Annotated in this window: 15 protein-coding genes and 1 rRNA gene; 11 read left to right on the top strand and 5 right to left on the bottom strand. The window is 71.4% G+C overall.

From position 1 onward, the window contains the following. Window positions 1-16: 16 nt before the first annotated feature. From ACPXCS_RS29810 to ACPXCS_RS29800, 3 genes are all read right to left on the bottom strand, one after another. On the bottom strand, window positions 17-718 hold the full coding sequence (locus tag ACPXCS_RS29810) for a phosphatase PAP2 family protein (protein ID WP_425950959.1): 702 nt from the start codon (window positions 716-718) through the stop codon (window positions 17-19). Window positions 719-963: 245 nt separating this feature from the next. Continuing rightward, window positions 964-1,965: an NlpC/P60 family protein gene (locus ACPXCS_RS29805; protein WP_425950958.1), complete on the bottom strand. Its 1,002-nt coding sequence runs from the start codon at window positions 1,963-1,965 to the stop codon at window positions 964-966. 300 nt (window positions 1,966-2,265) lie between these two features. Then, complete coding sequence (locus ACPXCS_RS29800; protein WP_425950957.1) at window positions 2,266-3,198, bottom strand: oxidoreductase; 933 nt, start codon at window positions 3,196-3,198, stop codon at window positions 2,266-2,268. Window positions 3,199-3,287: 89 nt separating this feature from the next. Between ACPXCS_RS29800 and ACPXCS_RS29795 the strand changes: the two genes are divergently transcribed. The 7 genes from ACPXCS_RS29795 (at window position 3,288) to ACPXCS_RS29765 (ending at window position 11,496) form a co-directional block, all read left to right on the top strand. Beyond that, window positions 3,288-3,890, top strand: a complete 603-nt coding sequence (locus tag ACPXCS_RS29795; RefSeq protein ID WP_425950956.1) for a TetR/AcrR family transcriptional regulator — start codon at window positions 3,288-3,290, stop codon at window positions 3,888-3,890. Between the two features lie 391 nt (window positions 3,891-4,281). Beyond that, window positions 4,282-4,590 carry a hypothetical protein gene (locus ACPXCS_RS29790; protein ID WP_004000049.1) on the top strand — a complete coding sequence of 103 codons (309 nt, stop codon included), beginning with the start codon at window positions 4,282-4,284 and terminating at the stop codon, window positions 4,588-4,590. A gap of 189 nt (window positions 4,591-4,779) precedes the next feature. After that, window positions 4,780-5,613 carry a hypothetical protein gene (locus tag ACPXCS_RS29785; RefSeq protein WP_425950955.1) on the top strand — a complete coding sequence of 278 codons (834 nt, stop codon included), beginning with the start codon at window positions 4,780-4,782 and terminating at the stop codon, window positions 5,611-5,613. Next, the gene (locus tag ACPXCS_RS29780) at window positions 5,603-6,934 is read left to right on the top strand and encodes a hypothetical protein (RefSeq protein WP_425950954.1); all 1,332 of its coding nucleotides are present in this window, start codon (window positions 5,603-5,605) and stop codon (window positions 6,932-6,934) included. The genes ACPXCS_RS29785 and ACPXCS_RS29780 overlap by 11 nt, the downstream gene beginning before the upstream one ends. Continuing rightward, entirely contained in the window at window positions 6,931-8,487 is a 1,557-nt protein-coding gene (locus ACPXCS_RS29775) for an SCO6880 family protein (protein WP_425950953.1), read from the top strand. Before ACPXCS_RS29780 ends, ACPXCS_RS29775 begins: the two co-directional genes overlap by 4 nt. A 6-nt stretch (window positions 8,488-8,493) precedes the next feature. Beyond that, the gene (locus ACPXCS_RS29770) at window positions 8,494-9,903 is read left to right on the top strand and encodes an ATP-binding protein (protein ID WP_425950952.1); all 1,410 of its coding nucleotides are present in this window, start codon (window positions 8,494-8,496) and stop codon (window positions 9,901-9,903) included. A 21-nt stretch (window positions 9,904-9,924) separates the two neighbouring features. After that, window positions 9,925-11,496 (top strand): type IV secretory system conjugative DNA transfer family protein, encoded by a 1,572-nt coding sequence (locus ACPXCS_RS29765; RefSeq protein WP_425950951.1) that lies wholly within the window; start codon window positions 9,925-9,927, stop codon window positions 11,494-11,496. On the opposite strand, the gene ACPXCS_RS29760 is transcribed toward ACPXCS_RS29765, so the two are convergent. Beyond that, a complete protein-coding gene (locus ACPXCS_RS29760) occupies window positions 11,485-12,054 on the bottom strand; it encodes a GNAT family N-acetyltransferase (RefSeq protein WP_425950950.1) in 570 nt (189 codons plus the stop codon). The two genes, ACPXCS_RS29765 and ACPXCS_RS29760, sit on opposite strands and share 12 nt — an antisense overlap. Window positions 12,055-12,148: 94 nt before the next feature. Between ACPXCS_RS29760 and ACPXCS_RS29755 the strand changes: the two genes are divergently transcribed. From ACPXCS_RS29755 to ACPXCS_RS29740, 4 genes are read left to right on the top strand one after another with little or no spacing between them, the layout of a single operon-like run. Beyond that, window positions 12,149-13,069: an ABC transporter ATP-binding protein gene (locus tag ACPXCS_RS29755; protein ID WP_425950949.1), complete on the top strand. Its 921-nt coding sequence runs from the start codon at window positions 12,149-12,151 to the stop codon at window positions 13,067-13,069. Further along, entirely contained in the window at window positions 13,066-13,845 is a 780-nt protein-coding gene (locus ACPXCS_RS29750; protein WP_425950948.1) for an ABC transporter permease, read from the top strand. Before ACPXCS_RS29755 ends, ACPXCS_RS29750 begins: the two co-directional genes overlap by 4 nt. 24 nt (window positions 13,846-13,869) lie before the next feature. After that, on the top strand, window positions 13,870-15,111 hold the full coding sequence (locus tag ACPXCS_RS29745) for a sensor histidine kinase (RefSeq protein WP_425950947.1): 1,242 nt from the start codon (window positions 13,870-13,872) through the stop codon (window positions 15,109-15,111). Continuing rightward, window positions 15,108-15,776, top strand: a complete 669-nt coding sequence (locus ACPXCS_RS29740; RefSeq protein WP_425950946.1) for a response regulator — start codon at window positions 15,108-15,110, stop codon at window positions 15,774-15,776. The genes ACPXCS_RS29745 and ACPXCS_RS29740 overlap by 4 nt, the downstream gene beginning before the upstream one ends. Before the next feature lie 59 nt (window positions 15,777-15,835). On the opposite strand, the gene rrf is transcribed toward ACPXCS_RS29740, so the two are convergent. Beyond that, a 5S ribosomal RNA gene (gene rrf, locus ACPXCS_RS29735) occupies window positions 15,836-15,909 on the bottom strand; the annotation flags it as partial.

Below are 15,909 nucleotides of genomic sequence, written 5' to 3'. Positions count from 1 at the left end.
CGGGCCGCGCCGGGTGCTACGCGGCGAGGTCCCGCTCGGAGGCCCGCTCGCTGCGGGATTCGGGGATCACGGAGTCCTGTCCGGCACTCGCCCGCCCTCTGGCCCGCACCAGCCACCCCGCCCGGGGCGACCGCTCCACCGCCTTCACCAACGGCGTCAACAGGGCCATGGCGAGCGGCGACAGCAGCAGTGCCACGGCCGTGCCCAGCGCGAACCCGCCGATCACGTCGGTCGGGTAGTGCACGCCCATGTAGACGCGGATGAAGCCGCCGAACAACGCCAGGACGATCCCGAACAGCCCGAACCTGCGGTGGGCGACGAAGAGTCCGACCGCCATCGCCATGACGATCGTCGCGTGGTCGCTGACGAACGAGTAGTCGGTCTTGCCCTGGACGAGCACGTCGAGCCCCTGGTGGTCGAGGAACGGCCGGGGCCGCTCCACGAATCCCCGTATCGGCACGTTCACCAGGACGGCGATGCCGGCCGCCAGCGGCGCCCAGATCAGCGCCGCGACCGTGGACGCCGCGTCCTCGTCGCCCCGGCGCCGCACGGACCACCAGCACCACACCACGAGCAGCACGACGGCGAGCAGCAGGCCGTACTCGCCCACGTACTCCATGACGCGGTCGAACCAGGCCGGCGCGTCCTTGGCCAGGCCATTGATGTCGTACAGCAGGTCGACGTCGGGGTTCGACCCGGAATCGGCGAGTCCAGCCATGGTGCTGCGGCCCCTTCGTCGTCTCTCCCGGCGCACCCGTGCGTGCGCCGCTCCTGCCACCCCCGTGGTTGTAGATCCGCTTCCGCTGCACGCGTACGTGACACGTGCGTGTTGACGTCTGCTCGGCTACGTCACCAGGAACGCACGGTCCCCGTTGATACGTTCCACACTCCACCGAATGATCACGCAGACGTTATCGAAGAGAGATACGTCGTCGCAGCTCAGGGGGTGGGTTCACGCTCGGTTCACACCGTCGTGGGCAGCGCTTTCGCGCCATCTTCGGTGACTCTGGTGGCCCCGAAGTAGTCGGGGGTGTCGATCGGGTCGAACCGGATGACCGCACCCGTGCGCGGCGCGTCGATCATGTACCCGCCTCCGACATAAATGCCGACATGCCGGATGGCCCGGGAATTGGTGAGGTCGTCCGAGAAGAACACCAGGTCCCCCGGCAGCAGTTCGTCCCGGGAGGGGTGCGGTCCCGCGTTGTACTGGTCGTTGGCGACGCGCGGGAGCGTGATGCCCACGCTCTTGTACGCGGCCTGGGTCAGACCGGAGCAGTCGAAGCGTCCGCCCTGCTCAGGAGTGCCGGTGCCGCCCCACAGGTAGAGCGTGCCGAGCTTCTTCTGCGCGTACTCGATCGCGCCGGCCGCCTGCTGCGAGGGGTCGACCCGGCCGACGGGGGCCGCGAAGCTCTCGGAGAGGGTGGTGATCCGCTTCACGTAGTTCTGCGTCTCGTTGTACGGCGGCACGCCCCCGTACTTGATCACCGCGTACGCACCGGCGTTGTACGCGGCCAGCATGTTTTCGGTCAGATTCCCGCCCACCTTCTTCACGTACGACGCGAGTTCGCAGTCGTACGACGCGGCGGAGGGGATCGCGTCCTTCGGGTCCCACACGTCGCGGTCGCCGTCACCGTCGCCGTCGATGCCGTGGGCGGCCCAGGTGCCGGGGATGAACTGCGCTATGCCCTGCGCGGCGGCGTGGCTCTGGGCCCTCGGGTTGAAGCCGCTCTCCTGGTAGAGCTGGGCGGCGAGCAGGGCCGGGCTGATGGCGGGGCAGAGGTTGCCCCACTTGGCGACCAGCGGCGCGTACGCCGCGGGCACCGACCCCTTGGCCAGCGCCTTCGCCCCGCCGCTCACGCCGTTGACGAGGTTTCCGGCGACGAGGTAGACGCCGACGACGAGCAGCATCACGAAGGCCAGCGCCGAGCTGATCGCAACACTCGCCACGATCCACGCCTTACGCACCGTCAACCGCCCCTCGCCGCCCAGGAGTCCGTCGCTCAGTGTAGAGGCGGCGGTCGCACACCGGAACGATCACGGGGAGGAGAGTCGGGGCGGACGGGGGGAAGGACGGCGGCACGGCGGGCACACGGCCGGCGCGCCGGGCTCACGGCCCGGGCGGCCGGCGCACGGGGGCGCGGCGCGGTCACCCGCGGGACGGCCGGCGCCGCCCGCCGGGAAGGCGGGGTGCGCGCGCTCCGCGCCTCACGCCCGCGCTCCGCGCCTCACGCCCGCGTTCTCCGCCTTACTCCCGCGTTCTCCGCCTCAATCCTGCCCCGCCGCCCCGGCCGCCGCGGGGAAGCGGGTGCCGGTCAGTTCCTCCGACACCCGCCACAGCCGACGGGCCGTCAGCGGGTCGCTGGCGGCGCGGGACCGGCCGACCAGGGTCGGGGCGCCGCGCAGTTCGGCGAAGCCGTCGGGGCCGACGTAGCTCGCCCCGGGCAGGTCCTGGGTGGCGGCGTAGAGCGTGGGCAGGGCGCCGGCCCGGTCGTCCTGGGCGAAGAGGCGGTTGCCGAGGCGCATGAGGGCGCGGGCCGCCGGGTTGGACGTGTGGCTCTGGAGGTTGGTGGCGGCGTAGCCGGGGTGGGCGGCCAGGGCCCGGACCGCGGAGCCCGACTCGGTCAGGCGGCGCTGGAGTTCCAGGGTGAACAGGAGGTTGGCCAGCTTGGACTGGGCGTAGGCGCGCTGGGGGGTGTAGCCCGAGGCGAGGTCCAGGTCGTCGAAGGCGATCCGCCCGCCGCCCCAGCGGTGGGCACCCGAGGAGACGGTGACGACCCGGTCGGTGACGTACGGCAGCAGCAGGTTGGTCAGGGCGAAGTGCCCGAGGTGGTTGGTGCCGAACTGCATCTCGAAGCCGTCCCTGGTGCGCTGCCGGGGCAGCATCATCACGCCGGCGTTGTTGACCAGCAGGTGCAGCGGCTCCCGCCAGCCCTCGGCGAAGGCCCGCACGGAGGACAGGTCGGCCAGGTCCAGCCGGCGCACCTCGGTGCTGCCCCGCACGGTGGCGGCCGCGGCCCGCCCGCGCTCCACGTCCCGCACGGCGAGCACGACGTGCGCCCCCGCCCGGGCGAGCGCGTCGGTCGCGGTCAGCCCGATGCCGCTGTTGGCGCCGGTGACGACGACGGTCCGCCCGGACAGGTCGGGCAGGCGGTCCGCGCTGAACGTCTCGTTGCTCTGGGTGTTCCGCTGATTGGCCATGCCCCCAAAGTAGACGGTGACAACAATGCTGTCAATGACAACAATGCTGACGACGTCAACAAAGATGGCGGCGACAACATCCGGCTACGATGGTGCGCATGCCAGCCAGCCGCCCCTACCACCACGGAGACCTGCGCTCCACCCTGCTCGCCGGGGCCGAGCGCACCCTGCGCGAGAAGGGTGCGGGCGCGCTCTCCCTGCGGGAACTGGCCCGCGAGGCCGGCGTGAGCCACGCCGCGCCCGGCCGCCACTTCAAGGACAAGCAGGCCCTGCTCCACGCCCTGGCGCTGAGCGGCTACGAGCGGCTGGGCCGCGCCCTGGAGGGCGCCGACGACCCCGCCCTGCCCCTGGAGCGGCGGCTCGCCGCCCTCGCGCGCGCCTATCTCGCCTTCTCGATCGACAACGCCGAGCTGCTGGAGCTCATGTACGCCCGCAAGCACGAGCCGGACGCCTCGGAGCAGCTGGCCGCGGCCGTCGACCGTACGGTGGGCTCGCTCGAACGGGTCATCGCCGACGCCCAGGAGCGCGGCGAGATCATCCCGGGCGACCCCGAGCGGCTCACCCTGCTGACCGGTGCCACCCTCCAGGGCATCGCGTCCTTCGCCGCGAGCGACGTGCTCGCCGCCGAGGCCGCCCTGGACGGCGTCGACGAGCTCGTCCACCTCCTGCTGCACGGCCTCAAGCCCCGCTGACGCTCCGACAGCGCCCCTCGCGCGGACCCGGGTTAGCCTTCACCCGGAGAACACCGGCGCGACCGCTCACCCGACCAGCCGTCAGAAACCGTTCGGAAAGGTGAGAAAGGCCGCAGGAGAGCACAACGACGAACCGCACACCAGGTTTCGCTCAGGCCTCATTGCCCGGCGTGACCTGCCGTGATACACAGAGTGACCATACGATCCTTCGTACGCCGTCCGGCGCCTCCCCTTAGGCTCCGAAGCGAAACGGTGGCAAGGTATTCGTACGAAACCCGCCAATCAATGACGCCAAGTCGACATACGACAGCGTCATCGTCGGCGACAATGAGGCCTGACCTCTGCACGACCGCAGAGGATGCGGAACTACCCAACAGGGGCGGTGACTTACATGCTCTTTGCGGCCGACAAGGGAGACATCAACACCATCATCGGCGGGATCGCTCCGGACTGGGGCCCCTTCGGCAGCCTGGGCAACGAGGCCAAGGTGATGATCGAAGTGGTCATGGCGGTCGCCATCCTGATCTGCCTCGGCATCGCCATCTGGGGCGCCGCCAAGCAGCGCATCGGCGCCACGGCCCTCCGGGACACCTTCAGCGCCGAGCAGGGCAAGGGCCTCATCATCGCCGGCCTCACCGGAGTCTTCATCATCGGCTCCCTCGGCACGCTCTTCACCATCGTGTACGGCATGGCCGTGTAGGCCGGGCCCCGTACGCCCCGGCCGGACACGCCCGGCTCCCCCTCCATCCCACCCGCCCGTCGTGCCCACCGGCTGAGGTTGCGTTTCCCTGATGTCGAGTCACCACACCGCGCCCGCGCGGGAACCAGCACGGCTACCGTCGTACGAGGAGTACGTGTATCCGTACGACGTCGAGGGGGCGTACGCGGCATGAGTCTCGGTGACGAGCGTGACACCTCCGGCGGCTACGGCGGCACGGGCCAGACCCGCACCCGCCTCCCCGACACCGACACGGACCCCTACGGCGCCCCGCGCCGCACCCCCCGCTCCTCGTCCCGCAGCCTGGTGACGGTGGTGGGAGTGGTGGTCCTCCTGATCGCAGCGATCGCCTTCGCGAACCGGGGGGACGGGGGCTCCGACAGCGGTGAACCGGGCGGCGACAAGGCCGAGAGCTCGGCGACCGCGCCCTCCGGGAAGCGTCCGGTGGCGTCGAAGGCGAGCGGGATTCCCACGGGATACTCCCAGGACGAGCAAGGCGCCCAGTCCGCAGCCACGAACTACGGCATCGCCCTCGGTTCGTCCGACATGTACAACACCAAGAAGCGTCACGCGATCGTCAGGACCGTGTACGCGCCCGATGTTGCGGCCACCCGCCTGTCAGCGTTCGATCAGGTGTACTCCCGCCCGAGCTTTCTCGAGAAGCTCGGGTTGGACAAGGACGGCGCCGCGCCGAGCGGCCAGACCTTCGTGTCGCGCGTCATCCCGGTCGGCACCAAGGTCACGTCCTTCAGCGGCAGCGCCGCCACCGTCGCCCTCTGGTACACCTCCCTGTTCGGCCTGTCGGGTGAGAGCTCCACGAACCCCGTGACCGAGAGTTGGTACACGACGACCTACCAGTTGAAGTGGGTCGCCGGTGACTGGAAGGTCACCGACTTCACCCAGCAGGACGGCCCGGTCCCCGTGGGGCGCGACCAGAGAGCCTCCACCGCTGAGGACATGACGAAGGCAGTCGAGGAGTACGGAGGTTTCACCTATGCCCGGTAGGCATCACGTACTCAATCTCGGCGTCGCGGTCGCGGTCGTGCAGACGGCCACGGTCCTGCTGGCCACCCGTGCATTCGCCGCACCCACGCCCACCCCGTCCCCCAGCAACAACGCGTGTGACCTGCTGAGGGGTGAGGCCAGGGACATCTGTGAAGGCGACACGGGCACCGGAAGCGGTACCGGCGGGGGCAACCCCTCCCTGAACCCCACCAACACCCTCGACCCCCTCTCCTCCCTCGCCAAGGGCTGTGCCGACGCCGCCGCCTGGACCGTCGACAAGCTCAGCGACGCCGTGAAGGAGACCGCCAACGTCGACTTCACCAACCCCAAGTTCCTCCAGCAGTACGCGGTCGTCTTCGCCGCCTCGACGATCCTCACGCTCCTGCTGTGGCTCCTGGCCGTCGCCAAGCGAGCCGTCCGCGGCGTGCCCCTGACCACCGCCCTGTCCGAAGCCATCGGCTTCCTCTGGCTGACCGTCCTGGCCTCCGCCTTCACCCCCCTGATCCTCTACACCGTCGTCTCCGCCACCGACGGCATCACCGAGGTCCTCGCCAAGGCCACCGGCGACCAGACCGACACCTTCTTCGGCACCTTCTCCGAGGCCCTCAAGAAGGGCGAGGACATCGGCGGCGGCCCGATCATGCTGATCGTCGTCTCCCTCGTCAGCATCCTCGCCGCCGGCGTGCTCTGGCTGGAACTCGTCATCCGCGCGGCCCTGCTCTACGTCGGCGCCCTCCTCGGCACCGTCGTCTACGCCGGCCTCGTCGACAAGAACCTGTGGGGCCACGTCCGCCGCTGGGCGGGCATCATGATCGCCGTCATCCTCATCAAGCCGGTCATCGTCATCGTGCTCGGCCTCGCCGGCGCGCTCTCCGCCGACGACGGTCCGGACGCCTTCTCCGCCGTCGTCTCCGGCCTCGCCATCATCCTGCTCGCCATCTTCGCCAGCGCGATGATCTACCGCTTCGTCCCCGGCTTCGGCGACGAGATCGCCGGCTCCCGCAACAACCGCATCATGCAGGGCGCCGAGAGCAAGGCCGCCGCCGTCATCAGCTCCCCGGCCTCCCTGGTCGCGCAGGGCATCAAGACCCACAGCACCCGCGCCGACCACAACGGCGGAGGCGGCCAGTCCTCCGCCCCCCGCCCGAGCAACCCCGCATCCGGCGGGGTCGCCGCGCACAGCGCGCGCACCTCGAACGGCGGCGGCGGATCTGTCCCCTCCGCCGCACCCGCACCCCGTTCGAGCAGCCCCGTCAACACTCCCCACGCCAGCAGCACCCGCAACAGCAGTACCAACCGCACGGGAGGTGAAGGGCGTTGACGACCGAGTCCCACCTGTCCCATCCGGTCACGCCCCGCCGGACATATCTGATCGGCCGCGCCCGGCCGAACGCGATCATCGGCCGCAACCGCGAGACCGGCGAGATCGCCCTGATCGTCGTGGGCGCGTTCCTCGGCATGATGTGCGGGCTCCTCGTCCCGGTGCTGTCCCTGCGCATCGTGCTGCTCGCCGGGTTCCCGATGCTGGCGCTGGCCGCGGTCTACGTGCCGTACAAGCACCGCACGTTCTACAAGTGGTTCGAGATCAACCGCAGCTACAAGCGCACCCTCAAGCGGGGCGCCACCTACCGCTCCACCGCCGTCGAGGCCGGCACCCGCATCGACGGCCGCGAGGTCGAGGTCGGCCCGCCCCCCGGTATCGGCCGCATCACCTGGCTCTCCGCGCCCTTCGGGCCCGACGAGATCGCCGTCCTGCTGCACGCCGACCGCAAGACCGTCACCGCCGCCATCGAGATCGAGGGCCCCGGCGTCGGCCTGCGCGACAGCGAGGACCAGGAGGCCCTGGTCGACCGCTTCGGCACGCTGCTCAAGCACGTGGCCAACGGCGACGGCTTCGTCACCCGCCTGCAGATGCTCGCCCGCACGCTGCCCGCCGACCCCGACGCCCACGCCAAGGACGTCGCCGTCCGCGGCGACGACAGGGCCCTGCCCTGGCTGCAGGAGTCCTACGACCAGCTCCAGTCGATGGTGTCGACCAGCAGCGAGCAGCACCGCGCGTACCTCGTCGCCTGCATGCACTACACCCGCGACCTCGCCGCCGAGGCCAACGCCATGGCCCGGGCCGCCCGCGCCCACGGCGGCAAGGTCGACCGCGACGCCGGACTCGCCGTCGTCATGGCCCGCGAGCTCACCGACATCTGCTCGCGCCTGCAGGAGGCCGACATCCGCGTCCGCCAGCCGCTCGGCCAGAGCCGGCTGTCCTCGCTGATCCACTCCATGTACGACCCGGACCACCCGATCGACCACATCCAGGCGATGACCAAGCGCAACGCCTGGCCGGCCGAGCTCGACGCCATGGAGCCCACCTACCTCCAGGCCAAGACCCGCGAGTCCTCCACCCGCGCCCCCTGGTGCCACGCCACCGCCTGGGTGAAGGAGTGGCCGATGACCCCCGTCGGCGTCAACTTCCTCGCCCCGCTGCTCGTCCACACCCCGGACGTCATCCGCACGGTCGCCGTCACCATGGACCTCGAACCCACCGAGGTCGCCATCGAGCGCATGCTCACCGAGAAGACCAACGACGAGGCCGAGGCCTCCCGCGCCGCCAAGATGAACCGCACCGTCGACCCGCGCGACGTGGCCGCCAACTCCCGGCTCGACCAGCGCGGCGAGGACCTCGCCAGCGGCGCCGCCGGCGTCAACCTCGTCGGCTACATCACCGTCAGCTCCCGCTCCCCCGACGCCCTGGCCCGCGACAAGCGCACGATAAGGGCCTCAGCCGGCAAGTCGTACCTCAAGCTGGAATGGTGCGACCGCGAGCACCACCGCGCCTTCGTGAACACCCTTCCCTTCGCCACCGGCATTCGGAGGTAGGACCTGATGCGGGATCCGCTGTCCGTCCTCACCGAGGCCTTCACGTCCTTCCTCTTCGGGAAGGTCGAGACGACCCGGCTCCCGGTGCGCACGTCCACGGGCCAGGCCCAGGCGGTCTACCTCCCGACCGCCGCCCCCGGCCTCGGCGACTCCGGCGTCATCATCGGCCGCGAGGTGTACTCCGGCAAGGGCTACATCTACGACCCCTTCCAGCTCTACGGCCAGCAGCTTCCCGCCCCCCACTGGCTGGTCCTCGGGGAGTCCGGCAACGGCAAGTCGGCGCTGGAGAAGACGTACGTCCTGCGCCAGCTCCGCTTCCGCGACCGCCAGGTCGTCGTCCTGGACGCCCAGGGCGAGGACGGCGTGGGCGAGTGGAACCTCATCGCGCAGGAGCTGGGCATAACCCCCATCCGCCTGGACCCGATGGCCGCCCTGGACATGGGGATCCGCCTCAACCCGCTCGACCCCGCGATCACGACGACCGGCCAGCTCGCGCTGCTGCGCACGATCATCGAGGTCGCGATGGGCCACGGCCTCGACGAGCGCTCCGGCTTCGCGCTCAAGGTCGCGCACGCCTACGTCAACGCGACGATCACCGACCGCCAGCCGGTCCTCACCGACATCGTCGAGCAGCTGCGCCACCCCGAGCCCGAGTCGGCCGAGGCGATGAACGTCGCCATAGACGACGTCCGCGCCTGGGGCCTGGACGTCGCCCTGGTCCTGGACCGCCTGGTCGACGGCGACCTGCGCGGCATGTTCGACGGCCCCACGACGGTCGGCATCGACCTCGACGCCCCGCTGATCGTCTTCGACCTCTCCCACATCGACCGCAACTCCATCGCCATGCCGATCCTCATGGCCATCGTCGGCGTGTGGCTGGAGCACACCTGGATCCGCCCCGACCGGAAGAAGCGCATCTTCCTGGTCGAGGAGGCCTGGCACATCATCAACAGCCCCTTCGTGGCGCAGCTGTTCCAGCGTCTGCTGAAGTTCGGCCGGCGCCTGGGCCTGTCCTTCGTCGCGGTCGTCCACCACCTCTCCGACGTCGTCGACGGCGCGGCCGCCAAGGAGGCCGCCGCGATCCTGAAGATGGCGTCGACCAGGACGATCTACGCCCAGAAGGCCGACGAGGCCAGAGCCACCGGCCGGGTCCTCGGCCTGCCCCGCTGGGCGGTCGAGATCATCCCGACCCTCACCCCCGGCATCGCCGTCTGGGACGTCAACGGCAACGTCCAGGTCGTCAAACACCTGGTCACGGAGACCGAACGCCCCCTGGTCTTCACCGACCGCGCGATGACGGAGTCCTCCGCCGACCTCGCCGACGACGCCCTGCGCGCCGCCGAGATCGAGGCGGAGGAGAGGGCGGCGGCCTTCGTGGAGCACCACATGGGCGACTCCGAATCGACGGTGGCGTAGGCGTACGCAGGGGAGGAACGCGTGAGACCGGACGATCGCCGCACCCCGCGGAACACCCAGGGAGGCATCCCCGACGGACTGCTCGTCGGCATACTCGCGTTCCTCCTCGGCATGACCGTGCTGGTGTGGACGGCCACGGGCCTGGCCGGCGTGTTCGCCCACGGCTCCTGGCCGTCCGGCGTCACCTTCGTCGCCACACCCCTGGCCATGCGCCACCTCATCGCCCAGCCCCACGACATCCCCGGCGCCTGGCCCGGCACACCCCCCGGCGACCTCTCCGGCTACGGCCTGTTCTGGGGGCTGTTCATCGGCCAGCTGATGGTCCTGCTCGTCCTCACGGTGTTCGTGCTGGGCACCGTGGCCCGCTGGCGCGCGGGCCGGGCGAGACGCCGTCTGGAGCAGGCGACGGCAGCGGAAGTCCGACAGCACGAAGCACCGGCCCGGCACCCGGCGCAGAGCCCGGTACAGCACGACGTCCCCGCCCCGGCGCCCTCCGCCTCACCTCAGCCCCACACCCCCCAGAGCCCGGCCCCGGCCCCCGCCCCGCACGACCTCCCCACCCCCCGCCGCGCCGCCCCCGAGCCCGGTCACCTCCCGGAGCCGACCGCGCCCCTGGCCCCCACCCCGGCGGCCCCGGCTTTCCTGTTCGGGCAGGAACGGGTGGGCGGGTGGGAGAAAATCCTCGTGGCCCCGAGGGAAACCCGCCAGATCACGGCAACCCAGGCCGTACGCGACGCGGAAGGCCCCACCCTCGTCGTCACCTCCAACCCCACCCTCTGGCAGGAGACCAAGGACGCCAGAGCCAAGCTCGGCCCCACCCACCTCTACGACCCCACCCACCTCTGCAACACCCCGTCCCGCCTCCACTGGTCCCCCACCACCGGCTGCGAGGACCCGCGGACCGCGGCGACGACCGCCACCGCCCTGCTCGCCCCCGTACGCCCGACCGCCAAACTCGACCAGGCGGTCACCGACACGGCCACCACGCTCCTGCGCAGCTACCTGCACGCCGCCGCCGTCGACGGACGCACCATCCGCCACGTGCACCGCTGGGCCCAGGGCACCCAGATCCAGGACGCCGTCCGCATCCTGCGCACCAACCCCAAGGCCGCCCCCGGCTCGGCGGGCGAACTCGAAGGCGCCCTCACCGCCCACCCCGAACGCCGCGACGTGGCCCAGCAACTGACCACCCGTGCCCTCGCCGCACTCTCCACGATCAACGTCCGCGAGGCCTGCACTCCCAACCGAAATGATGCCCTCGCCTTGGATTCCTTCATCGACGAAGGGGGCACGCTTTATGTGGTCGGTGAATCCATCGAGGACCCCAGGACCACCCCGGGCGCGATGCCCTTCCTGACGGCCCTCGTCTCCAGCGTGGTCGAGCGCGGCCGGCGCATGGCCGAACGGTCATCCTCCGGTCGCCTCGACCCACCACTGACCCTCGTCCTCGACGACGTCGCGGCCGTGGCCCCGCTCCCCCAGCTCCCGGAGCTGCTCGCCACCGGAGCGGACCGGGGTCTTTCGACCCTGGCCCTGCTCCGCTCCCGCGAACAGGGCCGCGCCCGCTGGCCGCACGACGAACTACCCGTCTGAGAGCGGCACCCCCGCACCGCCCCGCTCCAGCACGAACTCCAGCTCCCGCTCCCCGGCGTCCCCCAGCGGCACGACCAACCCGCTCGGCACGAACCCCACCCGCCGGTAGAACCGCTGCGCCCGCCCGTTCTCCTCGTGCACGAAGAGCCGCACCCGCTCCATTCCCCGCCCCCACGCCCACTCCAGCGCGGCGTCGAACAGCACCTCGGTCAGCCCGTTGCCCCGCTCCTCGGGCCGCACGAACACCCCGACCAGATGCCCCTGCTTCCGCTCCACCGCCAACCCGGCCCAGTCGGTCGTCCCGGGCTCCTCCACGAGCACCGTCACCGTCCCCACCCACCGCCCGTCCGGCCCCTCGGCGATGACCTGCTGCGCCTGGTCCGCCCCCTCGGCCGCCTTGGCCGTGCGCTCCCGCCAGTACGACTCCGGCCTCTCCACGGCCTGCTCGTACGTCTCCAGGAAGGCGAGGTGCGCCACCGGATCGCGCAGCGCCATGAGCCGCAACTCCTTCACGGCACCCCACTCATCAGCACGGACGGACCGGATCACATAGCTCATGCGGGCCACCGTAGTACCCCGGTACGACGCCCCTCACCCCGATAACCACCGCCGGTCCGACGCCCACCGTCGCCGCGCGCACGAGCATCGAACCATGCTGACCGCACACGAACTCACCAAACGCTACGGCGACCGGACCGTCGTCACGGACCTGTCCTTCACCGTCCGCCCCGGCACCGTCACCGGCTTCCTCGGCCCCAACGGCGCCGGCAAGTCCACGACCATGCGCATGCTCCTCGGCCTCGACGCCCCCACCCGCGGCCACGCCACCGTCGGCGGCCGCTCCTACGCCGCCCACCCCGCGCCCCTCACCGAGGTCGGCGCCCTGCTGGAGGCCCGCTCCGTCCACCCCGGCCGCACCGCCCACCACCACCTGCGCGTGCTCGCCCACACCCACGGCATCCCGCGCAGCCGCGTCGACCACGTCCTCGGCCTCACCGGCCTGACCGACGTGGCCCACCGCCGCGTCAAGGGCTTCTCCCTCGGCATGGGACAGCGCCTCGGCATCGCCGCCGCCCTCCTCGGCGACCCGGCCGTGCTCCTCCTCGACGAGCCGGTCAACGGCCTCGACCCGGAGGGCGTGCTGTGGATCCGCACCCTGCTCAAGTCCCTCGCCGCCGAGGGCCGCACGGTCTTCGTCTCCTCGCACCTGATGAGCGAGATGGCCCTCACCGCCGAGCACCTCGTGATCATCGGCCGCGGCCGTCTCCTCGCCGACACCACGGTCACCGACTTCGTCCGCGACTCCGGCGCCGGCACCACCAAGGTCGTCACCCCCCGCGCCCCCGACCTCGTACGCGTCCTCACCGCACCCGGTGTCGACATCACCACCGACACCCCCGGCACCCTTCAGGTCCGCGGCGCCGACGCCCCGCAGATCGGCCGCACGGCGGCCGCCCACGGCATCCCCCTCTACGAACTGACCCCCAACGCCGCCTCCCTGGAGGAGGCCTTCATGGACCTCACCCGCGACGCGCTGGAGTACCCGGCGACCCTCGAAGGAGCAGCGGCATGACCACGGCCACCCTCCCCTATCGCGTGACCCCCGCCCGCGTGCTGCGCTCCGAGTGGCACAAGCTGTGGACCCTGCGCTCCACCTGGATCAACCTCACCGTCACGACCCTCCTGACCGCCGCGATGGGCGCCGGCCTGGCCGCCGCCTACGACGGCTCCGGCGAAGGCGGCATGGACACCGTCATGTTCGTCCTGCTCGGCACCCAGTTCGCCACGATCAACCTCGGCGTGCTCGGCATCCTGGCCACCGCCGGCGAGTACTCCACCGGCCAGATCCGCGCGACGATGACCGCCGTCCCGCGCCGCCTGCCCGTCCTGTGGTCCAAGGCCGCCGTCCTGACGGCGATCGCCCTGCCCCTCACCCTCGCGACGAACCTGATCACCTTCCCCCTCGCCCAGCCCTTCCTCACCGGCACCGACCTGTCCGCCTCCCTCGGCGACCCCGGCGTCCTGCGCGCCCTCGCCGGCAACGCGGCCGGTCTCACGCTCCTCGCCGTCCTCGCCCTCGCCGTCGGTGCCCTGCTCCGCTCGGTGGCGACGGCCATCGGCGCCTTCATCGGCCTGATCATGGTCCTCCCGGAGGTCCTCGCGATGCTCCCCTACGACGCCGTCGACAGCGCCGTCCGCTACTTCCCGGGCAAGGCCCTGGAGGCCCTGAGCACGGCCCAGCCCATGCCCGGCACGGCCTCACCGGGCGGCGCCCTGCTCGCCCTGCTCCTGTGGGCGGCGGCGACCCTGACGGCGGCCGCCTGGGTCCTGCGCCGACGCGACGTCTGACGCCCGGCGCCGGATACCCGCACGATGGACCCCGTGACGGAAGACCGGGCGACCGAGCCCCTCACCGACTACGCCCAGCGCCTCACCCGCCGGGTGCGCGCCTTCGACCGCCGCCATCCGCTGCTGTGGGACCTGCACTTCACCGGCTTCTGGATGACGGCCGCCCTGATCGACCTCGTCGGCGGAGGCTGGGAACACAACGCCCACCGCCTGGACGTCCCCGGTCCGCTCCTCCTCACCCTCAGCCTGGGCCTGTCGGTCCCCCTGCTGTGGCGCCGCACCCACCCGGGGGCCGTCCTCGCCGCCATGGCCCCCTTCGCCCTCGTCAACGCCTGGACCGGCGCGGCCCTCCAGGCGGCCCTGCTCCAGCTGGTCCTCGTCTACCACCTGGCCCTGCGCCGCCCTCTGCATCACCTGTGGTGGGCCACCGCCCTGGTGATCGCCCCGGTCGTCGTCTCGGCCCTCCGCCACGGCGAGGGCAGCTGGGACCAGCAGCTCGGCTCCCAGCTGATGTCCGTCACGGTGGCCGCCCTCATCGGTGTCACCGTCCGCACCCGCCGGAACTACACCGAGGCCCTCGAGGACCGCGCCCGCCGCCTGGAGACCGAACGCGACCAGCAGGCCCAGCTCGCCACCGCCGCCGAACGCGCCCGCATCGCCCGCGAGATGCACGACATCATCGGCCACAACCTCTCCGTCATCACCGGCCTCGCCGACGGCGGCCGGTACGCCGCCGGCAAGTCCCCGGAGCGCGCCGCCCAGGCCCTCGACGCCATCGCCACGACCAGCCGCCAGGCCCTCACCGAACTCCGCCGCCTCCTGGACGTCCTGCGCGAGGAGGAGAGGCAGCAGGCCGAACTGACCCCTCAGCCGGGCCTCACGGACCTGGAGCAGCTCCTCGACGGCGTCCGCTCGGCGGGCCTCCCCGTCAGCACCAGGACCCACGGCACCCCCACCCTCCCCCCGGGCCGCCAGCTCACCGTCTACCGCGTGGTCCAGGAAGCCCTCACCAACACCCTCAAGCACGCCGGCCCGGACGCGACAGCGCAGATAGACCTGGCCTACGGCGACCGGGCCGCCGTCACGGTCACCATCACGGACACGGGCAGCCGCGGCCCGGCGGACACCCCGGCCGAAGGCCGCGGACTACCGGGAATGCGCGAGCGAACCGCCCTCTACGGCGGCACACTTGAGGCCGGCCCCCGCCCCCACCCGGAGCAGGGCTGGCGCGTCCGTCTCCACCTCCCGGAGGAAAGCCCGCAGTGACCACGGTCCTCATCGCCGACGACCAGCCCTTGCAACGCTTCGGCTCCCGCATGCTCCTGGAGAGCCAGGACGACATGACCGTCGTGGGCGAGGCGGCCAACGGCAGCGAAGCCGTCCGCATGGCGGCCGAGCTCCACCCCGACGTCGTCCTCATGGACATCCGCATGCCCGGCCTGGACGGCATCGAGGCGACCCGCCGCATCACCGCGTCCGGCGACCGCACCCGCATCCTGATCGTCACGACCTTCGACCTGGACGAGTACGCCTACGCCGGCCTGCGCGCCGGTGCCTCCGGCTTCCTCGTGAAGGACGCCCAGCCGGAGGAACTCCTGGCCGGCATCCGCGCGGTCGCCACGGGCGACGCGGTCGTGGCCCCCAGCCTGACCCGCCGCCTCCTGGACGCCTACGTCCACCACCTGCCGACCGACACCGCGGCGGCGACACCGACCGAGGATCCCCGCCTGGCCTCCCTCACGGACCGCGAACGCGAGATCCTCACGGTCATCGGCCAGGGCTGGACGAACACGGAGATAGCCGAGCGCCTGCACCTGGCCGAGTCGACGGTGAAGACCCACGTGGGCCGGATCCTCGCGAAGACCGGATCCCGTGACCGCATCCAGGCGGTCATCCTCGCGTACGACACGAAGCTGGTGCAGCCCTCGTAGGAATGGCCGGGAAACACAAAAAGGCCCACACCATAAGGTGTGGGCCTTTTTGAAGAATTGTTCGGCGGCGTCCTACTCTCCCACAGGGTCCCCCCTGCAGTACCATCGGCGCTGTAAGGCTTAGCTTCCGGGT

It is taken from the genome of Streptomyces sp. DT190 (assembly GCF_049846985.1).
Lineage (GTDB): Bacteria > Actinomycetota > Actinomycetes > Streptomycetales > Streptomycetaceae > Streptomyces.
Note: the sequence above shows the minus strand (reverse complement) of the source record. Positions and strands in the feature narration are given on the sequence as shown.